Source organism: Polaromonas sp. P1_F1 (assembly GCF_056405795.1).
On sequence record NZ_JBFUBJ010000004.1, the window covers coordinates 37,892 to 59,297 of the forward strand.

The 21,406-nt window shown below is 62.6% G+C and carries 21 protein-coding genes; 5 read left to right on the top strand and 16 right to left on the bottom strand.

Features of this window, described 5'->3' with window-relative positions; translation table 11 throughout:
• Window positions 1-49: 49 nt before the first annotated feature.
• Together AC1DZE_RS12310 and AC1DZE_RS12315 are read right to left on the bottom strand one after the other, a co-directional pair.
• Window positions 50-1,021 carry an inositol monophosphatase family protein gene (locus AC1DZE_RS12310; protein ID WP_457279103.1) on the bottom strand — a complete coding sequence of 324 codons (972 nt, stop codon included), beginning with the start codon at window positions 1,019-1,021 and terminating at the stop codon, window positions 50-52.
• Between the two features lie 152 nt (window positions 1,022-1,173).
• Window positions 1,174-1,461 (bottom strand): DUF1330 domain-containing protein, encoded by a 288-nt coding sequence (locus AC1DZE_RS12315; RefSeq protein ID WP_457279102.1) that lies wholly within the window; start codon window positions 1,459-1,461, stop codon window positions 1,174-1,176.
• A 104-nt stretch (window positions 1,462-1,565) separates the two neighbouring features.
• Between AC1DZE_RS12315 and AC1DZE_RS12320 the strand changes: the two genes are divergently transcribed.
• The 3 genes from AC1DZE_RS12320 to cysE are packed head-to-tail and all read left to right on the top strand — an operon-like array spanning window position 1,566 to window position 4,039.
• On the top strand, window positions 1,566-2,426 hold the full coding sequence (locus AC1DZE_RS12320) for a LysR substrate-binding domain-containing protein (RefSeq protein ID WP_477700107.1): 861 nt from the start codon (window positions 1,566-1,568) through the stop codon (window positions 2,424-2,426).
• Window positions 2,427-2,440: 14 nt separating this feature from the next.
• Window positions 2,441-3,256: an RNA methyltransferase gene (locus AC1DZE_RS12325; RefSeq protein ID WP_477700108.1), complete on the top strand. Its 816-nt coding sequence runs from the start codon at window positions 2,441-2,443 to the stop codon at window positions 3,254-3,256.
• A 9-nt stretch (window positions 3,257-3,265) separates the two neighbouring features.
• Window positions 3,266-4,039 (top strand): serine O-acetyltransferase, encoded by a 774-nt coding sequence (gene cysE, locus AC1DZE_RS12330; RefSeq protein WP_457279099.1) that lies wholly within the window; start codon window positions 3,266-3,268, stop codon window positions 4,037-4,039.
• 81 nt (window positions 4,040-4,120) lie between these two features.
• Here cysE and AC1DZE_RS12335 read toward each other — a convergent pair whose 3' ends face one another.
• The 3 genes from AC1DZE_RS12335 to yjgA form a co-directional block, all read right to left on the bottom strand.
• The gene (locus AC1DZE_RS12335; protein WP_477648091.1) at window positions 4,121-4,459 is read right to left on the bottom strand and encodes a DUF4870 domain-containing protein; all 339 of its coding nucleotides are present in this window, start codon (window positions 4,457-4,459) and stop codon (window positions 4,121-4,123) included.
• 75 nt (window positions 4,460-4,534) lie between these two features.
• Window positions 4,535-5,128 (bottom strand): molybdopterin adenylyltransferase, encoded by a 594-nt coding sequence (mog, locus tag AC1DZE_RS12340; RefSeq protein ID WP_477671565.1) that lies wholly within the window; start codon window positions 5,126-5,128, stop codon window positions 4,535-4,537.
• Entirely contained in the window at window positions 5,125-5,733 is a 609-nt protein-coding gene (gene yjgA / locus AC1DZE_RS12345; protein WP_477671566.1) for a ribosome biogenesis factor YjgA, read from the bottom strand. Before yjgA ends, mog begins: the two co-directional genes overlap by 4 nt.
• 25 nt (window positions 5,734-5,758) lie before the next feature.
• Here yjgA and pmbA point away from each other — a divergent pair, with 25 nt between their 5' ends.
• Complete coding sequence (gene pmbA, locus AC1DZE_RS12350) at window positions 5,759-7,195, top strand: metalloprotease PmbA (RefSeq protein ID WP_477671833.1); 1,437 nt, start codon at window positions 5,759-5,761, stop codon at window positions 7,193-7,195.
• A gap of 215 nt (window positions 7,196-7,410) precedes the next feature.
• Here pmbA and AC1DZE_RS12355 read toward each other — a convergent pair whose 3' ends face one another.
• From AC1DZE_RS12355 to AC1DZE_RS12405, 11 genes are all read right to left on the bottom strand, one after another.
• Window positions 7,411-7,860, bottom strand: coding sequence for a GatB/YqeY domain-containing protein (locus tag AC1DZE_RS12355; protein ID WP_477666378.1), 450 nt, complete (start codon window positions 7,858-7,860; stop codon window positions 7,411-7,413).
• A gap of 111 nt (window positions 7,861-7,971) precedes the next feature.
• Window positions 7,972-8,184, bottom strand: coding sequence for a 30S ribosomal protein S21 (gene rpsU, locus AC1DZE_RS12360; protein ID WP_007872347.1), 213 nt, complete (start codon window positions 8,182-8,184; stop codon window positions 7,972-7,974).
• Window positions 8,185-8,447: 263 nt separating this feature from the next.
• Window positions 8,448-9,698, bottom strand: a complete 1,251-nt coding sequence (locus AC1DZE_RS12365; protein WP_477671834.1) for a BaiN/RdsA family NAD(P)/FAD-dependent oxidoreductase — start codon at window positions 9,696-9,698, stop codon at window positions 8,448-8,450.
• 70 nt (window positions 9,699-9,768) lie between these two features.
• Window positions 9,769-10,893, bottom strand: a complete 1,125-nt coding sequence (locus AC1DZE_RS12370; RefSeq protein WP_477671569.1) for a sterol desaturase family protein — start codon at window positions 10,891-10,893, stop codon at window positions 9,769-9,771.
• Window positions 10,894-10,996: 103 nt separating this feature from the next.
• Window positions 10,997-11,989, bottom strand: coding sequence for a hypothetical protein (locus AC1DZE_RS12375; protein WP_477671570.1), 993 nt, complete (start codon window positions 11,987-11,989; stop codon window positions 10,997-10,999).
• A gap of 81 nt (window positions 11,990-12,070) precedes the next feature.
• Window positions 12,071-12,838 carry a uroporphyrinogen-III C-methyltransferase gene (gene cobA, locus AC1DZE_RS12380; protein ID WP_477671571.1) on the bottom strand — a complete coding sequence of 256 codons (768 nt, stop codon included), beginning with the start codon at window positions 12,836-12,838 and terminating at the stop codon, window positions 12,071-12,073.
• A complete protein-coding gene (gene ybiB / locus AC1DZE_RS12385) occupies window positions 12,835-13,764 on the bottom strand; it encodes a DNA-binding protein YbiB (RefSeq protein ID WP_477671572.1) in 930 nt (309 codons plus the stop codon). The genes cobA and ybiB overlap by 4 nt, the downstream gene beginning before the upstream one ends.
• Before the next feature lie 43 nt (window positions 13,765-13,807).
• The gene (locus AC1DZE_RS12390; RefSeq protein WP_477671573.1) at window positions 13,808-16,696 is read right to left on the bottom strand and encodes a nitrate reductase; all 2,889 of its coding nucleotides are present in this window, start codon (window positions 16,694-16,696) and stop codon (window positions 13,808-13,810) included.
• Between the two features lie 41 nt (window positions 16,697-16,737).
• On the bottom strand, window positions 16,738-17,160 hold the full coding sequence (gene nirD / locus AC1DZE_RS12395) for a nitrite reductase small subunit NirD (protein WP_477671574.1): 423 nt from the start codon (window positions 17,158-17,160) through the stop codon (window positions 16,738-16,740).
• 37 nt (window positions 17,161-17,197) lie between these two features.
• Window positions 17,198-19,633, bottom strand: coding sequence for a nitrite reductase large subunit NirB (gene nirB, locus AC1DZE_RS12400; RefSeq protein ID WP_477671575.1), 2,436 nt, complete (start codon window positions 19,631-19,633; stop codon window positions 17,198-17,200).
• A 52-nt stretch (window positions 19,634-19,685) separates the two neighbouring features.
• The gene (locus AC1DZE_RS12405) at window positions 19,686-19,835 is read right to left on the bottom strand and encodes a hypothetical protein (RefSeq protein WP_477671576.1); all 150 of its coding nucleotides are present in this window, start codon (window positions 19,833-19,835) and stop codon (window positions 19,686-19,688) included.
• A 250-nt stretch (window positions 19,836-20,085) separates the two neighbouring features.
• Between AC1DZE_RS12405 and AC1DZE_RS12410 the strand changes: the two genes are divergently transcribed.
• Window positions 20,086-21,366, top strand: coding sequence for a type IV pili methyl-accepting chemotaxis transducer N-terminal domain-containing protein (locus AC1DZE_RS12410; protein WP_477671577.1), 1,281 nt, complete (start codon window positions 20,086-20,088; stop codon window positions 21,364-21,366).
• Window positions 21,367-21,406 lie beyond the last annotated feature (40 nt).

Below are 21,406 nucleotides of genomic sequence, written 5' to 3' on the forward strand. Positions count from 1 at the left end.
GCTATACGGCTCAAGCCTTCATCGCGGCCTTTGCCTACAACGGCTGGTGCTAGAAGGGTGCGTCCGGTGTGGTATCGGGGCGTGCCGCGGGGGCCTTGATCTTTTTGGCGGTCAGCTTTGGTTTGTCTGCGGGCTGGGCGGTGGTGTCGGCGGTCTCGGTGCTCACAGTGTCTTCCTGCAGGGTCTGACGTACCGTGGCTTTGTCGCCGGCGCCGGCAAATTTGCTGTATTTACCCAAAGTGGCCACCATCTGCCCGTAAATGCGCGGATTGCCGGCCACACATTCGCCGTGGTCGATGAAGTCAGCCTCGCCGGTAAAGTTGCCGATCAGGCCGCCGGCCTCGGTGACCAGCAGCGAGCCGGCCGCCACGTCCCAGGGCTTGAGGCCGGTTTCAAAAAAGCCGTCGCTGAAGCCAGCTGCCACGTAGGCCAGGTCCAGCGCCGCAGCGCCCGGGCGGCGCACGCCGGCGCACTGGCTCATGACTTCACCGAGCATGTTGAGATAGCTTTTGAGCTTGTCACCGGGGCGGTAGGGGAAACCGGTCGAGATCAGGCATTCCTGCAGCCGGGTGCGCTTGGCTACACGGATGCGGCGGTCGTTCATGTAGGCGCCGCGGCCTTTGGTGGCGCAAAAAATGTCGTTGCGGGTGGGGTCATACACCACGGCCTGCTCGACCTTGCCCTTGACGGCCAGCGCGATGCTGACGCAATAGACGGGAAAGCCGTGGATGAAGTTGGTGGTGCCGTCCAGCGGGTCGATGATCCAGACGAAGTCGGAGTCTTTGGCGCCATGCTCGCTGCCGGATTCTTCGGCCAGGATGCCGTGGCCGGGGTAGGCGGTCAGCAGGGTTTCGATGATCGCCGCTTCAGCGGCCTGGTCGATTTCGGTGACAAAGTCGTTGGTCTGCTTGACCGAAATGCGAACCGATTCGACGTCAAGCGCCGCACGGTTGATGATGGCGCCTGCAGCGCGCGCGGCCTTGATGGCCACGTTGAGCATGGGGTGGAGATTGCTGGACATAACTTGTAGGGAAGAGCGGAACGAACCGGCGCCGGCGATGCGGGCGGCGGGCAATGCCGGTATTTTCCCATAAACGCGATACGACCCTTTCCAGTCCCCTTTCAACCCCTCCTCAAGGGCGATATCGCGTCCCAATCGTCCAGAAACCTGTTCTAGGCGCCTTCCGCGATCAGGAAATCTGCGTCTGCATGTTGCTGGCGTATCGCCCGGGCCGCCTGGTATTCAGGGCTGGCATAACAGGCCCTGGCGGTCACCATGTCGGCAAACTCCACGACGACGTTGCGCTCGCGCGAGCTGCCCTCCATGCATTCGTACGCGCCGCCGCGCACCAGAAAGCGCGCCCCGAACTTCTCGAAGGCCGGCCGCGCCGCCGTGAGGTAACGAGGATATTCCTCGATATTGCGCACCGAGACGCGCACGATCCAGTAAGCCTTTGCCATTCTTGTTCCTTGGGTGGTGTGAAGTGATGAAGGCTGGACGATACGCGTGACAATTCATTCTGAAAAATGAATAATAAAGATAATTAATATCTTTTCAAGAGATCATGGAGCTGAGCGACCTGGTTATTTTTCGTGCCGTGGTGGAGGCGGGCGGTGTGACACGTGCCGCCGAGCGCCTGCACCGCGTGCAATCCAACATCACGACGCGTATCCGTCAGCTGGAGGAAAAGCTCGGCGTGCCGCTTTTTATCCGTGAGGGCAAGCGGCTGCACCTGTCGCCAGCCGGGCAGGTGTTGCTGGACTATGCCGGGCGCCTGATCAGCCTGGCTGACGAAGCACGCGATGCGGTGCAGGGCGGGCAGCCGCGCGGCGCATTTGTGCTTGGCGCCATGGAAAGCACTTCGGCTGTGCGGTTGCCGGCCCCTCTGAGCGATTTTGTGCGTCTCTATCCGAAGGTCAGGCTTGCGCTTAAAACCGGCAACCCGCAGCAACTGGCCGCAGCTGTGCTGGCGGGAGAGATGGACGCGGCGCTGGTCACTGGGGCTATTGCGGAGGGTCCCTTTGAACGAGAGGCGATTTACACCGAGGAACTGGTTATTGTTGCGAGTGCCGGGCACCCGCCCATTACGGCAATCCACAGTGAGCCTCCGCGTGCCATGGTGGCTTTCGAAAAGGGCTGCCCGCATCGCGCGCGGCTGGAAGCCTGGTACTTGCTGAAAAACAGCATGCCGGTGCAGACGATTGAAATCACGTCCTACCATGCCATGCTGGGCTGCGTGGTGGTGGGCATGGGCATTTCGCTGGTGCCGCGCAGCGTGCTGGCAACCTTTCCGGAGCGGGGCCGGCTCAGCATCCACGCATTGCCGCCGGGCAGCGACTGCGCCCAGACTGACCTGATCTGGCGCAAAGGGGCGAAGTCGCCGAAGGTGGAGGCATTGCTCCGCGTCCTGAAGCCGCCGGCATAGGACAATCCAGCTCCATGCACACGCGATTCATCCTGATCAATACCAGCCATGCCGGCAATGTGGGGGCCACGGCCCGTGCCATGAAAACCATGGGCTTTGACGACCTGGTGCTGGTGGCGCCGCGCTGGGCCAATGTGCTCAACCGCGAAGAAACCATCCAGCGGGCCAGCGGGGCGCTCGACGTTCTCAAAAACGCCCGCATTGTGGCCACCCTGGACGAAGCCGTGGACGGCATGGCGCACCTGTGCGCCACCGCCATGACGCCACGCGACTTCGGCCCGCCCACGCGGGCGCCGCGCCAGCACTTTGCGCAGCTGCTGGGCCTGGCAGGTCTGCTATCAAAAGAGGAGCTGCTTGCGCTTGCCCCTATTGAGCAGAAGCCCGATTCCGTTGCTTTTTTGTTTGGTTCCGAGCGTTTTGGCATGCAAAACGAGGACGTTTACCGCTGCCATGTGGCGCTGAGCATTCCGACCGACCCGAAGTTCGGCTCGCTCAATCTGGGCGCGGCGGTGCAGCTGATTGCCTATGACTGGCGCCAGGCGCTGGGCGGTTTCAGCGTGCAGCCCGCCACGGCGGAGCCGACGCTGGCCGACGCGGCCGCAGTGGCGGGCATGCTCAGGCACTGGGAAGAGGCCTTGACCGGCATCGGCTTCCTGGATCCGGCCTCGCCCAAAAAACTGATGCCGCGGCTTAATCAGTTGTTCAACCGTGCGCAGCTCAGCCCCGAAGAGATCCACATTCTGCGCGGCGTGGCCAAAGCCATGCTGCAGAAGGCCTCCGAAGCCAGGGGCAAAAGCGTGGTCCCAGCAAGCAGTTCACAGCCTCAGTAGACTTCGCCTATGTTTTCCCGACTTCGCTCCGACATCCAGTGCATTCTTGACCGCGACCCTGCCGCGCGTACGGCCTGGGAAGCACTGACCTGCTACCCCGGCGTGCATGCGCAGGTGTTGCACCGCCGGGCGCACTGGTGCTGGAACCACGGTTTCAAGTGGCTGGGCCGTTTCATTTCACATTTTTCACGCTGGGTGACTGGCATTGAAATCCACCCTGGCGCCAAAATTGGTGAACGCGTGTTTTTCGACCATGCCATGGGGGTTGTCATCGGCGAAACCGCTGAAATCGGCGACGGCTGCACGATCTACCAGGGCGTGACTTTGGGCGGCACCTCGCTGTACAAAGGCACCAAACGCCACCCGACCCTGGGCCGCGATGTGGTGGTAAGTGCGGGGGCCAAGGTGCTTGGCGGTTTCCTGGTGGGTGACGGCGCGAAGATTGGCAGCAACGCAGTGGTGATCAAGCCGGTTCCGGCAGGCGCCACGGCGGTGGGCATCCCGGCGCGCATCATTCCCTCCAAAACCGGGGAAAGCGCCGACGTCACCATTACCCAGTTTTCGGCTTATGGCATCACGCAAGAGGATGACCCGCTGTCGCAAGCCATGCGCGGGCTGATCGACAGCGCCGCCGGCCAGGAGCACCAGATCGCCCTGCTGTGGCAAGCAATTGAGAAACTCTCCGGACCGCAGACGGCCATGAGCAAGGATTGCGTGCCGCAGGACGCCGCGCTTACGGAAACCTTTGAGGCCGACAAGCTCAATCAGCTGGTCGGTAAATAGGGCAGTGAGACAGGCAGGCGAATAAGACGGGCAAAAAAAAGGAAGGGCGAGCCCTTCCTTTTTTGTTTTCGCCGGTGGGCTTCAGTTGATCAGGCGAAGCGCGAACGGCACGCGGAAGGCCTTGCCATTGGAGGCGCCCAGCGCGCCCATGACGCAGAACACCAGGTGGCAGATGCCCAGCGCCGCGAACACCAGAAAGCCGATCAGCACAAAGGTCAGGATCATTGCCGCCACATAGCCGATGGTCGCGGTGATCGACCAGTTGAGCGCTTCCTTGGACTGGTCCAGGATATAGGCGTCGTCCTTTTTCACCAGGTAAACGATCAGACCAGGAATGAAACCCAGAAACAGGGTTCCGATCCAGATCAGCACGGCGGTGTTTTTCGATTCCTTGCTCGGCGTTTCAATCAGGTCGTCCATCTCAGCTCCTCGTGTTGTAAAGCCCGAATACTACGTGAGAAAGGGGCCAGGCCCAAACTGGCGAGCGGCAAGGTTTCAGCGCGGCGGGCGTATGGCGCTTTTGGGCCTGAACGCCTGGCACACCGCTTCATCGGTTTCCAGGTAAGGGCCGCCGATCAGGTCGATGCAATAAGGCACGGCGGCGAAGATGCCCGCCACAGCCTGGGAACCGTCGGCGTTTTTCAGACCTTCCAGGGTTTCCGCAATCGATTTGGGCTGGCCCGGCAGGTTCATGATCAGGCATTTGTCGCGTATGACGGCGCACTGGCGCGACAGGATGGCCGTCGGGACAAACTTCAGGCTGATCTGCCGCATCTGCTCGCCAAAACCCGGCATTTCCTTGTGGGCAACAGCCAGCGTGGCTTCAGGCGTCACGTCGCGCAGCGCGGGGCCAGTGCCGCCGGTCGTCAGCACGAGCGAGCAGCCGGTGTCGACCAACTCAATCAATGCGGCGCTGATACCCGCCTGCTCGTCGGGGATCAGGCGCTCTTCAAAGGTGATGGGGTTGCGCAGGGCGCGGGTGAGCCAGTCCTTGAGTGCCGGCAGGCCCTTGTCGACATAGACGCCGGCGGATGCACGGTCGCTGACCGAGACAATGCCGATCTTTACCGCGTCAAAGGAGGCGCTCACGCTTCAGGCTCCTCGCCATCTTCAGGACCTCGTGCCATGCCTTGCCTGACCAGCTGGAAAATCTCGCGGTAGGACTTGCCGTGCCGCGGCGCTTCGCCGGGTTTTTCGGGCTTGGCGTCCTTGCGGGCCTGGCGGATCAGCGCGCGCAGTTGCTGGGAGTCGGTGCCGGGGTGTTCTTCGAGCCAGGCACCCAGCGCGGCGTCATCGGCGATCAGCTTGTCGCGCCATTGCTCGGCCAGGTGCAGGGCCAGCGTCAGGTCGGCCGATCCGTTGAGCTGCTCGTTGATGGCTTCGCGGATGGGGTCAGGGTCCAGCGGGCGCATCAGCTTGCCGATGAACTGCATCTGGCGGCGCCTGCCCTCGAAGTTGGTGATTTTTTTGGCATCGGCGATCGCGTCGCGCAGCTTGTCGGGCAGGTCCAGGCGCGCCATCAAATCGGCGCGCAGGGTCAGCAGCGCTTCACCGAGCGCCTGTTTTTCGTCGGCCTCGGCCTTGAGCTGGGTTTTGCTGGGCGGGCCGACTTCTTCAAGCGCGATTTCCTCGGGTTTGACGAAGCGGCCGTTGGACCAGTAGCCCTTGATGGCCTTGGGAGTCTTGTTGTTCATAGCAGTCAGTATCATAGCTACCCATATGACCCAAAAAGCTTCTTCTCGCGCCAGCGGCGCAACACGCAGTGCTTCCCGCCTCGTCCCGGTCCCCAAGGGCCAGTCAGGCCAGCCCGAATCCGGTTTCAGCTACCACCGTGATTTTTTCGAGGAACTCGTCGACAGCGCCCTTGGCCATGCCAAAAAACTGGGGGCCACCGATGCCGCCGCGGAAGCCTCCGAAGGCTGCGGGCTCTCAGTCAGCGTGCGCAAGGGCGAGCTTGAAAACGTCGAACGCAACCGCGACAAGTCGTTGGGCATCACCGTCTACATCGGAAAAAAACGCGGCAATGCCGCCACCAGCGACTTCTCCAAAGCAGCGATCGAGCAGACTGTGAAAGCAGCCTACGATATTGCGCGGTTCACGGCGGAAGACGAGACCTCCGGCCTGCCCGATGACCGCGACATTGCGCGCGTGCATCCGGCGCTCGACCTTTTTCACCCCTGGTCCATCAATTCGGAAGAAGCCGCCCAGCTCGCCCTGCAGTGCGAAGCCGCGGCCCTGAGCACCAGCCGCCTGATCACCAACAGCGAAGGCGCCGGTGTATCGGCGCAGCAAAGCCATTTTTTCAGTGCGCATACCAAGGGCTTTCGCGGCGGTTACGCCAGTTCGCGCCACAGCATCTCGGTGGCGCCGATTGCGGGCAGGGGCGACCAGATGCAGCGCGATGCCTGGTACAGCTCCATGCGCGACGCCGGTGAATTGGCGGCTCCCGAAGCGGTAGGCCGCTATGCCGCTGAGCGTGCACTGGCACGGCTCAAGAGCCGCAAGATCCCGACCACGCAATGCCCGGTGCTGTTCGAGTCGCCGCTGGCAGCGGGCCTGCTGGGCGGCTTTGTGCAGGCCGTGAGCGGCGGCGCGCTCTACCGCAAAAGCACCTTCCTGGCCGACAGCCTGGGCAAGCTTGCCTTCCCCAAACACATCGACATCGCCGAAGACCCGCACCTGCGCAAAGGCAAAGGCAGCGCACCCTTTGACGAAGAGGGCGTCAAGACCAGGGCACGCCAGGTGGTGGAGGCTGGCCGCGTCGAAGGTTATTTTCTGAGCACCTACTCAGCCCGCAAGCTGGGCATGCGCACCACCGGCAACGCCGGCGGCTCGCACAACCTGATCATGACCAGCCGCAACACCCGCAAGGGCGACGACCTGGACGCCATGCTGCGCAAGCTGGGCCGCGGCCTTTTTGTGACCGAGCTGATGGGGCAGGGCGTGAACTACGTGACGGGCGACTACTCGCGCGGGGCTTCGGGCTTCTGGGTCGAGAATGGCCGCATCGCCTTTCCGGTCGAAGAAATCACGATTGCCGGCAACCTCAAGGACATGCTCATGGGCATCGACGCCGTGGGCGCGGATGCCTACAACTACGGTGCCAAAACGGTGGGCTCGATTCTCGTCAACCGGATGAAGGTCGCGGGGAGCTGAAGCCCCCACGGTCGCTCACTTCGTGTAGCTCCCGAGGCCTTGCAGGCCGCGGCTCGCGAGACGCTTCGCCTCTGTCGCCTGTCCAAAGCTGCTCAAGCAGCTTTGGAGCCGCAGGCTCCAGCCCCTCGGGGGCCGCTGCGCCTGCGGCCCGGCAAAGCCGGTTCCGCGGCTTGAACTGGCTTAAGGCGGGTACATGTAGCCGCCCACCTCTGTATTCAGCCGGCTAGCGCTGCCTTCACTGCGGCAGACACCTGGCCCATGTCGGCCTTGCCGGCGAGCTTGGCCTTAACGGCACCCATGACCTTGCCCATATCGCCGGGGCCGGTGGCGCCCAGTTCGGCGACGATGGCTTTCACAGCGGCGGCGACTTCGTCGGCGCTCAGGCGCGCGGGCAGGTAGGCCTGCAGCACGACCAGCTCGGCTGCCTCCTTGTCGGCCAGGTCCTTGCGCTCGGCCTTCTGGAAAGCTTCGAGCGAGTCCTTGCGCTGCTTGATCAGCTTGTCGACGATGGCGACCACGGCTGCGTCGTCCAGCACCACGCGTTCATCCACCTCTTTTTGCTTGAGGGCGGCCAACAGCAGGCGGATGGTGCCCAGGCGCTCGCTGTCCTTGGCGCGCATGGCGGTCTTCATGTCTTCGGTGATCTGGTCTTTGAGTGCTGACATTGATGATGCTCCTGAAGCGAATAGGGTGGGGTGGCGCATTGCGCCAAAAACACAAAAGCCCGCAGAGCGTCCTCGTGCGGGCTTTTTGTTGCCGTGAGGCGGTACTAAAGATTAGTACAGCTTTTTCGGCAATTGCATCGAGCGGATACGCTTGTAGTTGCGCTTGACGGCGGCTGCCTTCTTGCGCTTGCGCTCTGCCGTTGGTTTTTCGTAAAACTCGCGGGCGCGCAGGTCGGTCAGCAGGCCGAGTTTTTCAATGGTGCGCTTGAAACGGCGCAGAGCCACGTCGAAGGGCTCATTGTCTTTTACACGGATGGTGGTCATTGTTCAGTTGATCCAAAAGGTGCGCCTTAATTGATCTGATCAGGATCAGGCCAGGCGCGGGTTTGCTAGCAAAGCCTGAGATTATAGCACCCCCACGGTCGTTCACTTCGTGTAACTCCCTGCCCCCCGAGGGGGCCGCCCGCCTGTGGCCCGGCAAAGCCGGTTCCACGGCTCATGCTGGTAGGGGAGGGGTCCGGGCCCTCGCTTCGCTGGGGCCCTTTATTTTCCGGTGTTTCCGTTGGAAATTGGGGATTTTGTTTGGCTCAGTCGGCCGCTCTTGCGGCCAAGGCCTGCGCGCAGGCGTAGGCGCTGGCCCAGGCCCACTGAAAGTTGTAACCGCCCAGCCAGCCGGTGACGTCGACGACTTCTCCGATGAAATAGAGGCCTGGCTGCTTCGATTCCAGGGTCTGGGAGGATAAATCGCGGGTGTCTACGCCGCCAATGGTGACTTCGGCCTTTTTGTAGCCTTCGGAGCCGTTGGGGGTGAGTTCCCAGTCGGCCAGGCGTTGCGCAAGGGCCAGCAAGGCCTTGTCGGTGGCTTCGCTGATGGGGCGCTGCAGGGCAGGGTCCCGGCTGACCCATGCGTCGGCCAGGCGGCTGGGCACCAGGGTGGCGAGTTCGTTGGCGATCAGTTTTTTGGAGGTGGCCTTGGCGCGCAGCAGCAGGGCCGGAAGGTCCACGCCGGGTGCCAGGTTGATGCGGATGGGCTGGCCTTCGCGCCAGAAGCTGGAGATTTGCAGGACTGCCGGACCGCTCAGGCCGCGGTGGGTGAACAACAGGTCTTCCGAAAACACGACAGCCTTTTTGCGTTGTTTGGGCGTCGCATCCGCCGGGCTGGTTTCAATCAGCACCGGCAGCGCCAGGCCGGCCAGCTGGGCATAGGGTGCCCAGCCTTCGCCGTCGAAGGTCAGCGGCACCAGCGCGGCGCGCGGCTCCACCAGCCGCAGGCCGAATTGTTTGGCGATGCGGTAGCCGAAATCGGTGGCACCAATCTTCGGGATCGACAGGCCGCCGGTGGCGATGACCACTTGCGGCGCTTCGACCGGCCCGCGATCGCTCTCAATTTGATAGCTGCTTGCGCCATTTCCATAAGGGCTGGAGCCGTATTTGATGCTTTTTATGGTGCAGGGTTGCCAGCGCGTGACATGCCCGGCGTCGCACTCGGCCAGCAGCATGTTGATGACGTCTTCGGCCGAACGATCGCAAAACAGCTGGCCCTTGTGCTTCTCGTGAAACGGAATGTTGTGACGCTGCAGCAACTCGATGAAATCCTGCGGGGTGTAGCGCGACAGGGCCGAACGGCAGAAGTGCGGGTTCTCGCTCAGGAAGTTGGCGGGCGTGGCGTCGCGGTTGGTGAAGTTGCAGCGGCCGCCGCCCGAGATGCGGATCTTCTCGGCCACCTTCTCACTATGGTCGACCAGCAGCACCTTCAGGCCCCGCTGCCCGGCCTGGGCAGCGCAGAACAGGCCGGCTGCACCCGCGCCGATCACGATCACATCGAATTGATGTGTCAAATCAGCCTCTGGGCCAATGTGGATGAGCGCAAGCAGCTATAAAAACCATAGCAAATCATGATGAGAAACTTCAGCCCTTCCAGGTAAACGGAAACTTCAGCTGCTTCAAAAAGCCATTCGGCACGTAGTCGCCCAGCACGCCGTAGCGCTCCGGCCAGAGCCGGGTGCTTTTCACGGCTGTGCCGAAGAGGTAGTCGATGAAGGCATAGTGGGCCGAGTAATTGCGGTCCAGTGCTTCCTGATCCTGGCTATGGTGCCAGTGGTGGAAGTTGGGCGTGACGATGACGTAGCGCAGCGGGCCTAGGCGCACGCTCACGTTGGCATGGTTGAAGACCGCCTGGAAGCCGACGATGACGATGTAGGCGTCGATCACTTCCTTGGAAAAACCCAGCACGTAGATGGGTGCCAGGATGAGCGTGCGGGTGATCAAGAGCTCCAGGATGTGCTGGCGCGAGCCGGCGAGCCAGTCCATGCTTTTGGCGCTGTGGTGCACGGCGTGCAGGCGCCACAGAATCGGCACCTCGTGGTAGGCGCGGTGGGTCCAGTACTGCACCAGGTCGGCCACCAGAACGATCAGCAACACGCCACCCCAGAAGGGCAGGCCCTGCACCCAGCCGCGTATGCCGTCGTTGGCAGCCCAGCCGAAGAACTTGTGCACCAGCAAGTTGGTTGCCAGCAGCACAAAGCCCACGATCATGTGGTTGACGATGAAGTGGTGAAAGTCGGTTTGCCATTCGGCGCGAAACACCGGCTGCTCTTTGCGCAGCGCAAACAGCTTTTCAATGAAGATGAAGATCAGCGAGGAGCCCAGCAGGTCAAGGATGAACCAGTCCAGGCCGATGTAAGGCGTGTTGTCGGCGAAGTCGTTCACCGGCACCTTGTGCCCACCCAGCAGCGCGGTGGCCACCACCAGCAAAAAGGCGGCACCGGCCAGCCAGCGCGAGCGGTTGAAGATGATGTTGACCAGCGAGATGCCGCCGGCAATCACCAGCGAGGTGAACATCACGATGCGGATCACGTCGACGTTGTAGCTCTTGCGCAGTTCCGGTGTGGTGAGGTATTCGGGGAAGTGAAAGGCCAGCACACCCAGGAAGCACAGCACACCCAGGCTGAGGGCGACCACTCCGCTCATGAGGCCCTTGCCGCGGCGCAGCTCGCCGTGGCTTTCCGTCAATTCATTGAGTTTTTCAAGCATCGCGCCGTTCCCTCTGCTGTTGTTTTGATGTCGGGAGTGTAGCTGTGGGATGAGAGCGCCGTGCAGCGCTTGCCCCGCCTGCACGGCCTCTGGGGGCCGGAGCTTATTGCTTGACGATGACCGGCTGGATCGTGAACACGTTGGGGTTCTTCGGCTCCACGGTGATGCGCACCCAGTGGATCAGCGGGCTGCCGAAAGTTTGCAGGCGGGTGAGGTTGGCCAGCAGCTTGCTGGGGCTGTAGAGGGGCTTGTCGACCTTGAAGAAGTGCGTGTCGCCGTGCACCAGCAACACCTGGCCGGAGAACTGCTCTGTTTCGGCGATGACGCTGCTGATGAAGTTGCGGTATCCGCTGACGCCCGGCGCCTGGCTCTCGTCCCTGTCTTCGGTTTCCGGCAGGTCAAAGCCGGGGTCGGCCTGGATCACCAGCACCAGGCCGCGCGCCTTGCTGGCCTTGGCCTGGGCGAAGGCTTCCTGCAGCCAGCGCACGTTGGCCGCGTCGCGCTCCAGGTATTCGGTGTTGGAGGCTTCGCACTGCGCGGCGGTGCGCGCGCTTTTTTGCGTGCAGTCCTTTTCGTCCAGTATTTTGTTGTTGTTGCTGCCCGGCACATTGAGCGTGGCAAAAATGATGCCGCGATGCGCAAAGCGCGTGTTCTCCACAAACTTCTCGCCCAGGGGGGCCTGGTGAACCAGCGGCAGGGTGCGCTTGCCCAGACTGCGGGTGGTCGGGAACATGGTTTTGCGCAGGTGGGTCAGGCGTTCCAGGGTGTCATAGCCGCCGTTGTTCAGGCGGTGGCAGTCCGTCCATTCGTTGTCGCCGGGTACGTAGATGACGGGCTTGTTCAGCTCGCCGAACATGGTGAGCGCTGCCGCATAGATGTCGTCGGTGCACTTGGAGCTGCCGTCCTTGATGTCGCCGTCGTAAATCGAGAAGGCGATGTCCGACTGGTTGATGCTTTTGAGTAGCGCGGGAATCTTGGGATCGTCGCCGGCTTTTTGGTAGGGCATATCACCCCACAGGCCGAATGAAAAACTTTGCGCTTGCGCAGAGGCCATGCTGAGCGCCAGCAGCGCGACGGCCAGAAAACGGAGGGACATGAATGCTCCAGTCGAAAGACCGGGAGCTTAGGCACAGCGCATGACAGCGGTGTGACGCGTGTTTAGATCGTAAACAGGCGCTTAGGCCACGCGGACTGCGTCAGGATGCGCGGCGGCGAGCGCTATACCGCTGATCACGTCACCCACCACGATGACGGAGGGGCTGACCAGGCCGGCTTCGCGGATGGCGCCGGCCAGCGCGCCCAGCGTGGTGGTGATGTGGCGCTGCGTGGGCAGCGAGGCGCTCTGGATCACGGCCACCGGCGTAGCGGCGGGCAGGCCCGAAAGCAGCTCGTCCTGGATGCGCTCGGAGCCGCTGACGCCCATATAAATCACCAGTGTGAGGCGTGCGCTGTGCGCGGTGGCGGCCAGGGCCTTCCAGTCGGTGCCGGTGTCGCCGGGTTTGGCATGCCCGGTGACAAACACCACGCCATGCGCGTGCTCGCGGTGCGTGAGCGGCACGCCCAGCGAAGTGACGGCGGCCAGGCCGGCGGTGATGCCGTTGATGATTTCCACTTCAATGCCCGCGGCGCGCAGGTGTTCAACTTCTTCGCCGCCACGGCCGAAGATGAATGGGTCGCCGCCCTTGAGCCGCACGACCTCTTCGCCTTCGCGCGCGGCCATCAGCATGAGCTTTTCAATAAAGGCCTGCGGCGTGGACTTGCAGCCGCCGCGCTTGCCCACATACACGACGCGGGCCTCGGGCCGCGCAAACGCCACAATCTCGTCGCTGACGAGGTCGTCCACCAGCAGCACGGTGGCGCGCTGGATGGCTTTCAGTGCCTTGAGGGTCAGCAGTTCCGGATCGCCGGGGCCTGCGCCTACCAAAGTGACTTTTCCGTTGTTCATGATGTCGTGATGTGAGGCTGCTTGATTTGAGGGAGCAAGTGCAAGATATGTTCCACCTGACGGGCGATCGAAGGCGGCACAGGCAGGTCGCCTGCGAGCACGGCGCGAATGTAGTCCGCTGTGGCGGCTGCGTCCACTGTTTTGGGAAAGTCGGGAATGGAGGCCAGCGTGCCGGGCTGTGTCTCTTGCAGCAGTGAGCGCTGCCCGCCGACGAAGGCTTCCATCTGCGGCATGCGGCGCGCATCGGCCACCACTTCGCCTTCGGTGCCGCGCAGCAGCAGCGCATTGGCGCCTGTCAGCTCAAAGGTTTGCGCCATCGACACCGCGTATTCCGGGTGTGTGTAGCTGCTGACGACCAGGCTTTTGCCCAGGCAGGGCGTCATGATCTTGACCAGGCTGTGTGCCGGGTTGCGCAGGCCGACCGCGCGGCGCACGTCCAGCAGGCGTTTCAGCGCCGGCAGCAGCAGCTCGGTCGGGGCAAACACCACCTCGCCATTTGCTATCTTTTTAATAGCTGCTTGCGCAGGTATATCTAGGGCCAGGAGCACTTCTGATGCAAAAACCCGGCTCGATTCGGTGGGTGTGCCGTGGATAAGCACTGGAACGCCCTCACGCGCCAGCAGCAGCGCCAGCAGCGGCGTAAGCACCGGCAACTTGCGCGCGCCGTTGTAACTGGGCAGCACCACGGTGGGGCTGTCGCTGACGGGCAGGTGATTGAGGCGCTGGTGCAGCGCATCGAGGAAACCCGCCATCTCTTCGGGCGTTTCACCCTTGATGCGCATGGCCAGGCAAAAGCCGCCAATTTCGAGATCGGTCACCGTGCCGTCCAGCACCTGGCCCATCAGGTCGGTGGCTTGCTCGCGCGACAAAGCGCGGGCGCCATCCTTGCCGCGACCGATTTCCTTGATGTATTGGCTAATGCCCATAAAGGTGATTGTCCGCTAACGCAGATAACTTTTCGTTATGAACTTAAGCCACTTGCCGGATGGGGATCACGGTACGGGGTGCTGAAGGTGGAGCGTCGTTGCGCGACGACCGCACCCGGCGCTTGAGTTCCGGCACGCACGAACCACAGTTGGTGCCGCACTTGAGCGTGGACTGCAGGGACGCCAGCCGCTCTTCGTCGGTGCCCAGGTGGCCGGCCCCGCCGCCGCCGGTTGCCAGTAGCGACAGGTGTTCGTCAATGGCCATGTCGCTGACGTTAAAGCAGGTGCACACCGGCTTGCCGCGCGACTGCACCGCCACCGGTGGCCTGGCGCCGGGCAGCAACAACAGGCGGCCGTAGGACTGCGCGGCCAGCTCGTCCTGCAGCAGGGTTTTGATCCAGGCCTGGGCGCTGGTATCTCCCGCCAGCACAAAGCCTGCGAGGTGGGCGTCGCCTCCGTTGCGCACCAGGCGCATGGTGCGTCGCTGGCCTTTTTTGCGGTCGGCGTAGCGCAGCACATCGGCCGCATCCAACCCGAGGATGCGTTCCAGCGCGGCCAGTGTTTCGTCAGGCGGCGCCTCATGGCTGGCCGCGCGAAACAGCACGCCGGTGCGTTCGAGGCTGCGGTCGGCCAGCGGTGTGTTGTTGGAAAACGGTACGCAGCTGGTGAAGGGAAATTGCGCCATCAGCGGCTTGAGCTGCTCACGCGCCGCCAGCGCATCGCCCTCGGGCAGCCAGGCCATCGCCAGCAGCGTCCACGGCATTTCGGCTTTCAGGATCTTCACCGCAGCGTGCTTGAGTTCGGGTTGTTTGGAGCTGGGGCAATAAGCCGAGGTGGTGAGCGCATTGACACCCGCCAGCGGTGTGCCGCCGGTCGACTGGCCGCTCAAATACTCTTCGCCCCAATGCATGGCGATAAAGGCCTGGCTCACCGCCACCTCGGGTGAGGCCTGCAGCGGCACCACGATGGAGCCGCGCTTGGATGTCACATGCACCAGATCGCCGTCTTTCAAGAGGCGCCGCGCCATGTCCTGCACATTCATTTGCACGCAGGGCTCGGCCACGTGGCCGAACAGGCGCCCCAGCGTGCCGGTGCGGCTCATGCCGTGCCACTGGTCGCGCAGCCGTCCGGTGGTCAGGGAAAACGGATAACGTGATTCGCGTGGTTCGGCCACCGGCTTGTAGACGGTGTTGACAAAGCGGGCCTTGCCATCGGTGGTGGGGAAGATGCCGTCTTCATACAGCCGCACTTTGCCGGCCGTATCGCCCGGCTTGAAGGGCCACTGCTGCGGCCCATCGTCCAGAAGGGCGTAGCTCAAGCCGGTGATGTCGAGGTCGCGGCCGCGGGTGGATTCGCGGTGTTCGTTCCAGATGGTTTCCGCGCCGGTGGCTTCATCGGTGAGTGAATAAGGGAAGAGGGTAGTGCCGCTTGCCGTGCGGCCGGGCAGCAGCTTCTCAAGCCGCTGGGCAAAGTCCACCGCAATCGACCAGTCATGCCGCGTTTGCCCCGGCGCAGCCACGGCCGGCCGCACGCGGCTGATGCGGCGTTCGCTATTGGTCACCGTGCCGATTTTTTCGCCCCAGGTCGTGGCCGGCAGCAGCAGGTCGGCGTAGTCGCAGCTCGACGTGGTGGAAAAGGCCTCCTGCACGATCACCAGTTCGGCGCGCTCCATCGCGCGGCGCACCGTGGCCTGGTCGGGCATGGACTGAGCCGGGTTGGTGCAGGCAATCCACAGTGCCTTGATCTCGCCGTCCGCCGCGGCCTGGAACATTTCAACAGCTGTCTTGCCCGGTGTCTCAGGCACAGAGGGGATGCCCCACAGCGCAGCAACTTCGGCGCGGTGATCGGGGTTGGCCAGGTCGCGGTGCGCGCTCAGCAGGTTGGCCAGGCCGCCCACTTCGCGCCCGCCCATGGCATTGGGCTGCCCCGTCAATGAAAAGGGGCCGGCGCCCGGTTTGCCGATCTGGCCTGTGGCCAGGTGGAGGTTGATGAGTGCGGCATTCTTGGCGGTGCCGCTGCTGGACTGGTTCAGGCCCTGGCAGTACAGGCTCAGCGTGGTGGCCGAAGTGGCGAAGAGTTTCGCGGCAGCCAGCAGGTCTTCTTTTTTGATGCCGCAGGTCTCGGCCACCAGGTCGGGCGTGTAGTCGCGCACCGTGGCCTTGAGCGCGTCAAAGCCCGTGGTGTGCGCCGCAATGTAGGCCGCGTCAACCCAGCCTTCCCACAGCATGATGTGCAGCATGCCGTTAAAGAGCGACACATCGGTGCCCGGCTGTATACCCAGGTAGAGGTCGGCGATCTCGGCCGTGTCGGTACGGCGCGGGTCGCAAAAAATGATTTTCATCGCCGGGTTGGCCGCCTTGGCGTCTTCAATGCGGCGAAACAGAATCGGGTGCGCATAGGCGGTGTTGCTGCCGACAATGAAAATGCACTGTGCGTGGTTCACGTCGTCGTAGCAGGCAGGCGGTGCGTCTGCGCCCAGCGTTTGTTTGTAACCCGCCACCGCGCTGCTCATGCACAGGCGCGAGTTGGTGTCGACGTTGTTGGTGCCGATCAAACCCTTGGCCAGCTTGTTGAAGACGTAATAGTCTTCCGTCAGCAATTGGCCTGAAATGTAAAAACCGACCGCATCGGGCCCATGCTCGCGGATGATCTGCGCAAAGCTTTCGCTGGCAAAGCCGAGCGCGTTGTCCCAGGACACCGGCTTGGGCGCTTCATGCCGATGTTCGCGCCGCATCGGCTGCAGCAAGCGCGTCTGTCGCGTAACGGCCGCCGTCGCGGTCAGCGCCAGCGTTGAGCCCTTGGTGCACAGCCGCCCGAAATTGGCCGGGTGATCCGGGTCACCGCGTACCCCGGTGATTTCGTCGCCTTGCGACTCAATAATCACTCCACAGCCGACACCGCAATACGGGCAAGTTGATCGGGTATCAGTCATGAATGTTCAGGGAGCCTTCGTGTTTATTCCGGTGATGCGGTTTATGCCGTGTGAGGCGCCTGCACGCTGAAGCTCTCATCACCCAATGCGCCACTGGTTGCACCCGGGCCGGCGCGGGGGGGGTGCAAATCCAGCGCCAGCGTGTCCAGCTCGACAGCGTCGAGGAAGACCTGGCCTGTTTCCACCTTGCAGGTGAATTTGGGCGTGCAGCCTTCGTCGGGCTGCTTGGCGCAGCCGTCCGCCAGGCCTATGGTCCAGTTGTGCAGGGGGCAGGCCACGCTGGTGCCGAACACGATGCCCTGCGACAGCGGGCCGCCCTTGTGCGGGCAGCGGTCCAGCAGCGCAAACACCTGGTCCTGGTCATTGCGGAACACGGCCACGTCAATACCTTTGGCGCGTGAGACACGTCGCGAGCCGAGCACCGGGATGTCGGTGACCAGGCAGATTTTTTTCCATTCAGACATAGTGATCTCTCAATTCAGGCTTAAGACGGGCAGCCGGTCAGGCGGGCGTGAGTTTTTCGAACTGACGGGCGTCTACCGACGCTTCCTTCAGGTCGAACCAGGGGTCCGGTTCACCGTCCAGCGCAAACTGCAGTTGCTCCCACAGGGCTTTGCGGCCTTCGTGGTCTTCCAGGATTTTTTTCTTCACATAGTCCAGGCCGACGCGGTTGACGTAGTGCACCGTGCGCTCCAGGTACCAGCCTTCCTGGCGGTAGAGCTCGCAGAAGGCGCCGGTGTATTCGAGCACCTCGGCGGCCGTCTTGAGCTTGGTGAAGAAGTGGGCCACTTCCGTCTTGATGCCGCCGTTGCCGGCGATGTACATCTCCCAGCCCGAATCGACACCGATGATGCCGACGTCCTTGATGCCGGATTCGGCGCAGTTGCGCGGGCAGCCGCTCACGGCAAACTTGACCTTGTGCGGTGCATACATGCGCCACATGGCGCGCTCCAGGTCCTTGCCCATTTGCGTGCTGTCTTGTGTGCCCATGCGGCACCATTCGCTGCCCACGCAGGTTTTGACTGTGCGCAGGGCTTTGGCGTAGGCGTGGCCGGAAGGCATGCCGATGTCTTTCCAGACGTTCTGCAGGTCTTCCTTCTTGACGCCCAGCAAGTCGATACGCTGCCCGCCGGTGACCTTGACGGTCGGGATCTTGTATTTATCGACCGCGTCGGCGATGCGGCGCAGCTCACTCGCCGTGGTCTCGCCACCCCACATGCGCGGGATGACGCTGTAGGTGCCGTCTTTCTGGATGTTGGCGTGGCTGCGTTCGTTGATGAAGCGGCTTTGCGGATCGTCCTTGGCCTGTTTTGGCCAGGTGCTGATCAGGTAGTAGTTGACGGCAGGGCGGCAGGTGGCGCAGCCGTTGGGCGTCTTCCAGTCCATGAACTTGAAGGTGTCAGAGATGCTGAGCAGCTTGTTGGCGCGGATGGCGTCACGCACCGCCTGGTGGCCGTGGTCGGTACAGGCGCACATGGCCTTGAGCTTGGGCGTGGCCGAGTAGTCGCCGCCGGCGGTGAACATGAGGATCTGTTCGACCAGCCCGGTGCAGGAGCCGCACGATGCGCTGGCTTTGGTGTGCTTGCGTACTTCATCGAGCGTGAACAGGCCCTTTTCCTTGATGGCCTTGCAGATCGTGCCCTTGTTGACGCCGTTGCAGCCGCAGACTTCGGCGTCGTCGGCCATCAGTGCGGCCTTGTTCTGGCCTTCGTGGCCTGCGTCGCCGAGGTTGGACTCTCCGAAAATCAGCTTGTCGCGGATGTCGGCCACACTGCGGCCATCACGCAGCAGCTTGAAGTAGTAGCTGCCGTCCACGGTGTCGCCGTAAAGGCAGGCGCCGATGAGTTTGTCGTCCTTGATGACGAGTTTTTTGTAGACGCCGCCAAAGGGGTCACTCATCACGATTTCTTCAGCGCCGCTGCCACCCATGAATTCACCGGCGCTGAAGAGGTCGATGCCGGTGACCTTCAGCTTGGTGGACGTGAGCGAGCCGGAATAGCGGCCTATGCCGAACTGCGCCAGGTGGTTGGCTGCAACCTTGGCCTGTTCGAACAGCGGGGCCACGAGGCCATAGGCAATGCCGCGGTGGGCTGCGCATTCGCCGACCGAGTAGATGCGCGCATCGGTGACGGTCTGCATGGTGTCGTTGACCACGATGCCCTTGTTGCAGTGCAGGCGCATGGATTCCGCGAGCTGTGTGTTCGGCCGGATGCCGACCGCCATGACCACGAGGTCAGTGGCCACTTCCGTGCCATCCTTGAATTTGATCGAGGTCACGCGGCCGTCTTCACCACCCACCAGTTCCTGCGTCTGCGCGCCGATCATGAACTTGAGGCCGCGGTCTTCCAGGGATTTTTGTAGCAGCTTGCCCGCCACGTCGTCAAGCTGGCGCTCCATCAGCCAGGGCATGACGTGCACCACGGTGACTTCCATGCCGCGCAGCATCAGGCCGTTGGCCGCTTCCAGGCCCAGCAGGCCGCCGCCGATGACCACCGCTTTTTTGTACTTCTGGGCTGTGGCGATCATCTCGTTGGTGTCGGCGATGTCGCGGTAGGCAATCACGCCCTTGAGGTCTTTGCCGGGCACGGGCAGGATGAAGGGGTTGGAGCCGGTGCACATCAGCAGGCGGTCGTATTCCTCTTCGGTGCCGTCTTCGGCGCGGACCACGCGCTTGATGCGGTCCACTTCAACCACTTTTTTGCCGGCATGCAGCGTAATGTGGTTGTCCTTGTACCAGTCCCAGCTGTTCAGCACGATTTCGTCGAGCGTCTGCTCACCGGCCAGCACGGGGCTGAGCAGGATGCGGTTGTAGTTGGGATGGGGCTCGGCGCCGAAGACTGTAATGTCGTAGAGGTCGGGGGCGACCTTGAGCAGCTCCTCAAGGGTGCGAACGCCGGCCATGCCATTGCCGACCATCACCAGTTTTGATTTTTTCATGGGGCTACTCCAGATTGATTCGATGTCATTTTCAAGGTCCAATGTGCAAGCGTCATGCCACGGCGAACGCGGCAGCAGATGGGCAACGGGCGGGCTGGGCGCGGTGAATGGCCTCGGCGCCGGGATAAGGCGCAGCAACGCAGCGGTAGTTCGCCAACACCAGCGGATCTGTCTGATTTGTCAAAAATTGAGTGGAAATCATGATGCTCTCTCCCGGAAAAACAGGGATCCGGGCTGTCAACCCGGTATGAGGCACACCATTACGCACGTCGTTGTGCGCAGAACCCGCAGTGCATTCGCTAAGGTTGGGCGCGTCGTTACGCCCGCTGCAAATGACGCAAGACTTGTGCCATATCATTGGGATTCGCAGCTTTCCCGGCACCGGCGTGGCGGTGGCATGGCCTGCGACTTGCGAACTGTGTCGCTGTTCCCCGCTTAACCTCTTGATTTGTATGACCTCCGCATTGGTAAACCTGAACGGCCCTGGTGGCGCACATCCCCTGGTTTCAGACCTGGAGGCAGCTGGTATCCAGGTACTGGGGCCTGTGGATGAGCGCAGCAAACTGGTGCAGGAAGTGCTTCGGCAAGCACCCGATGTGGTGATTTGCCATGACCCGCTTCCGGGTGATGAGCTTTTCAAGGTGCTGCAGCTGGTGGCTGACACGGCGCCGTGTCCCGTCATTGTTTTCACCAGCGACACAGACGCGGGAAAGATCACGCGGGCCACCGAGGTGGGGGTTCATGCCTATGTGGTCAACGGTTATGGTGCGCAGCGCCTGCGGCCCCTCATTCACCTCGCCAAGGCGCGTTTTACCCGCGAGCAGGCCCTGCGTGCCCAGGTGCAGGAGGCAGCCAGCCGGCTTGAAGAGCGCAAGGCGGTTGATCGCGCCAAGGGCATTTTGATGCGGGCCCGGCAGATGTCGGACGACGACGCCTTCCATATTTTGCGGACCGCTTCCATGCATACCAACCAGCGGCTGGGGCAGGTGTCGGAGCACATCATCCATTCGGCGCGCTTCGCTGAGGATGTCAACCGTTCCGGCCAGTTGCGCATGTTGTCGCAGCGGCTGGTCAAGCTTGCCCTGTTGCAGCTGGCGGGTGTGCAGGCCGCCCGGGCCAAAGAGCTGCTGAAGGAGTCGGTGCTGCGCATCGACGCCAACCTGGTTTCGCTGGGGAAAAGCCTTTCGCAGCCCACATTTGGAGACCTGCTCGGGCAGGTGTCCATTACCTGGGGACGGCTCAAGATTGCCTTGCAGGACACGCCCGCCGCTGGCAGCATGGCTCACCTGGATGAACTGGCAGACCTGCTTTTGCAGGATGCCGAGCGCATGACCAGCAGCCTGGAGAGCGCCGGCGCAATGCCTCCCTTGCAGATGCTGAACCTGGCTGGCCGGCAGCGCATGCTGAGCCAGCGTTTTGCCAAATATGCCCTGCTCAGGGCCACGGGTGGCAAGGCAACGCTGGCCCGCAGCGAGGCCGGCATGGCCGAGTCCCAGGCGGCATTCGAGCAGGCCTTGCAATACCTGAACGACATTCCGCTGACCAGCAAGGACATCCGCCTGTCGCTGGACCGGGCGGCCATCAGCTGGCAGCACATGCGCGAGGGCGCGCTTGCCATGGACAAAGATCCCCGGCGCCTGGAGGGTCTGGCGACGGCCAGCGAAGACCTCCTCGACGTCTTTGAGCAGCTGTCGGCCCAGTACGAACACAGCATGCAAATGCTGGTGGGCTAGGGCCTGCACGCCAGTCGTGTATTGTTGCGATGCACCAAAT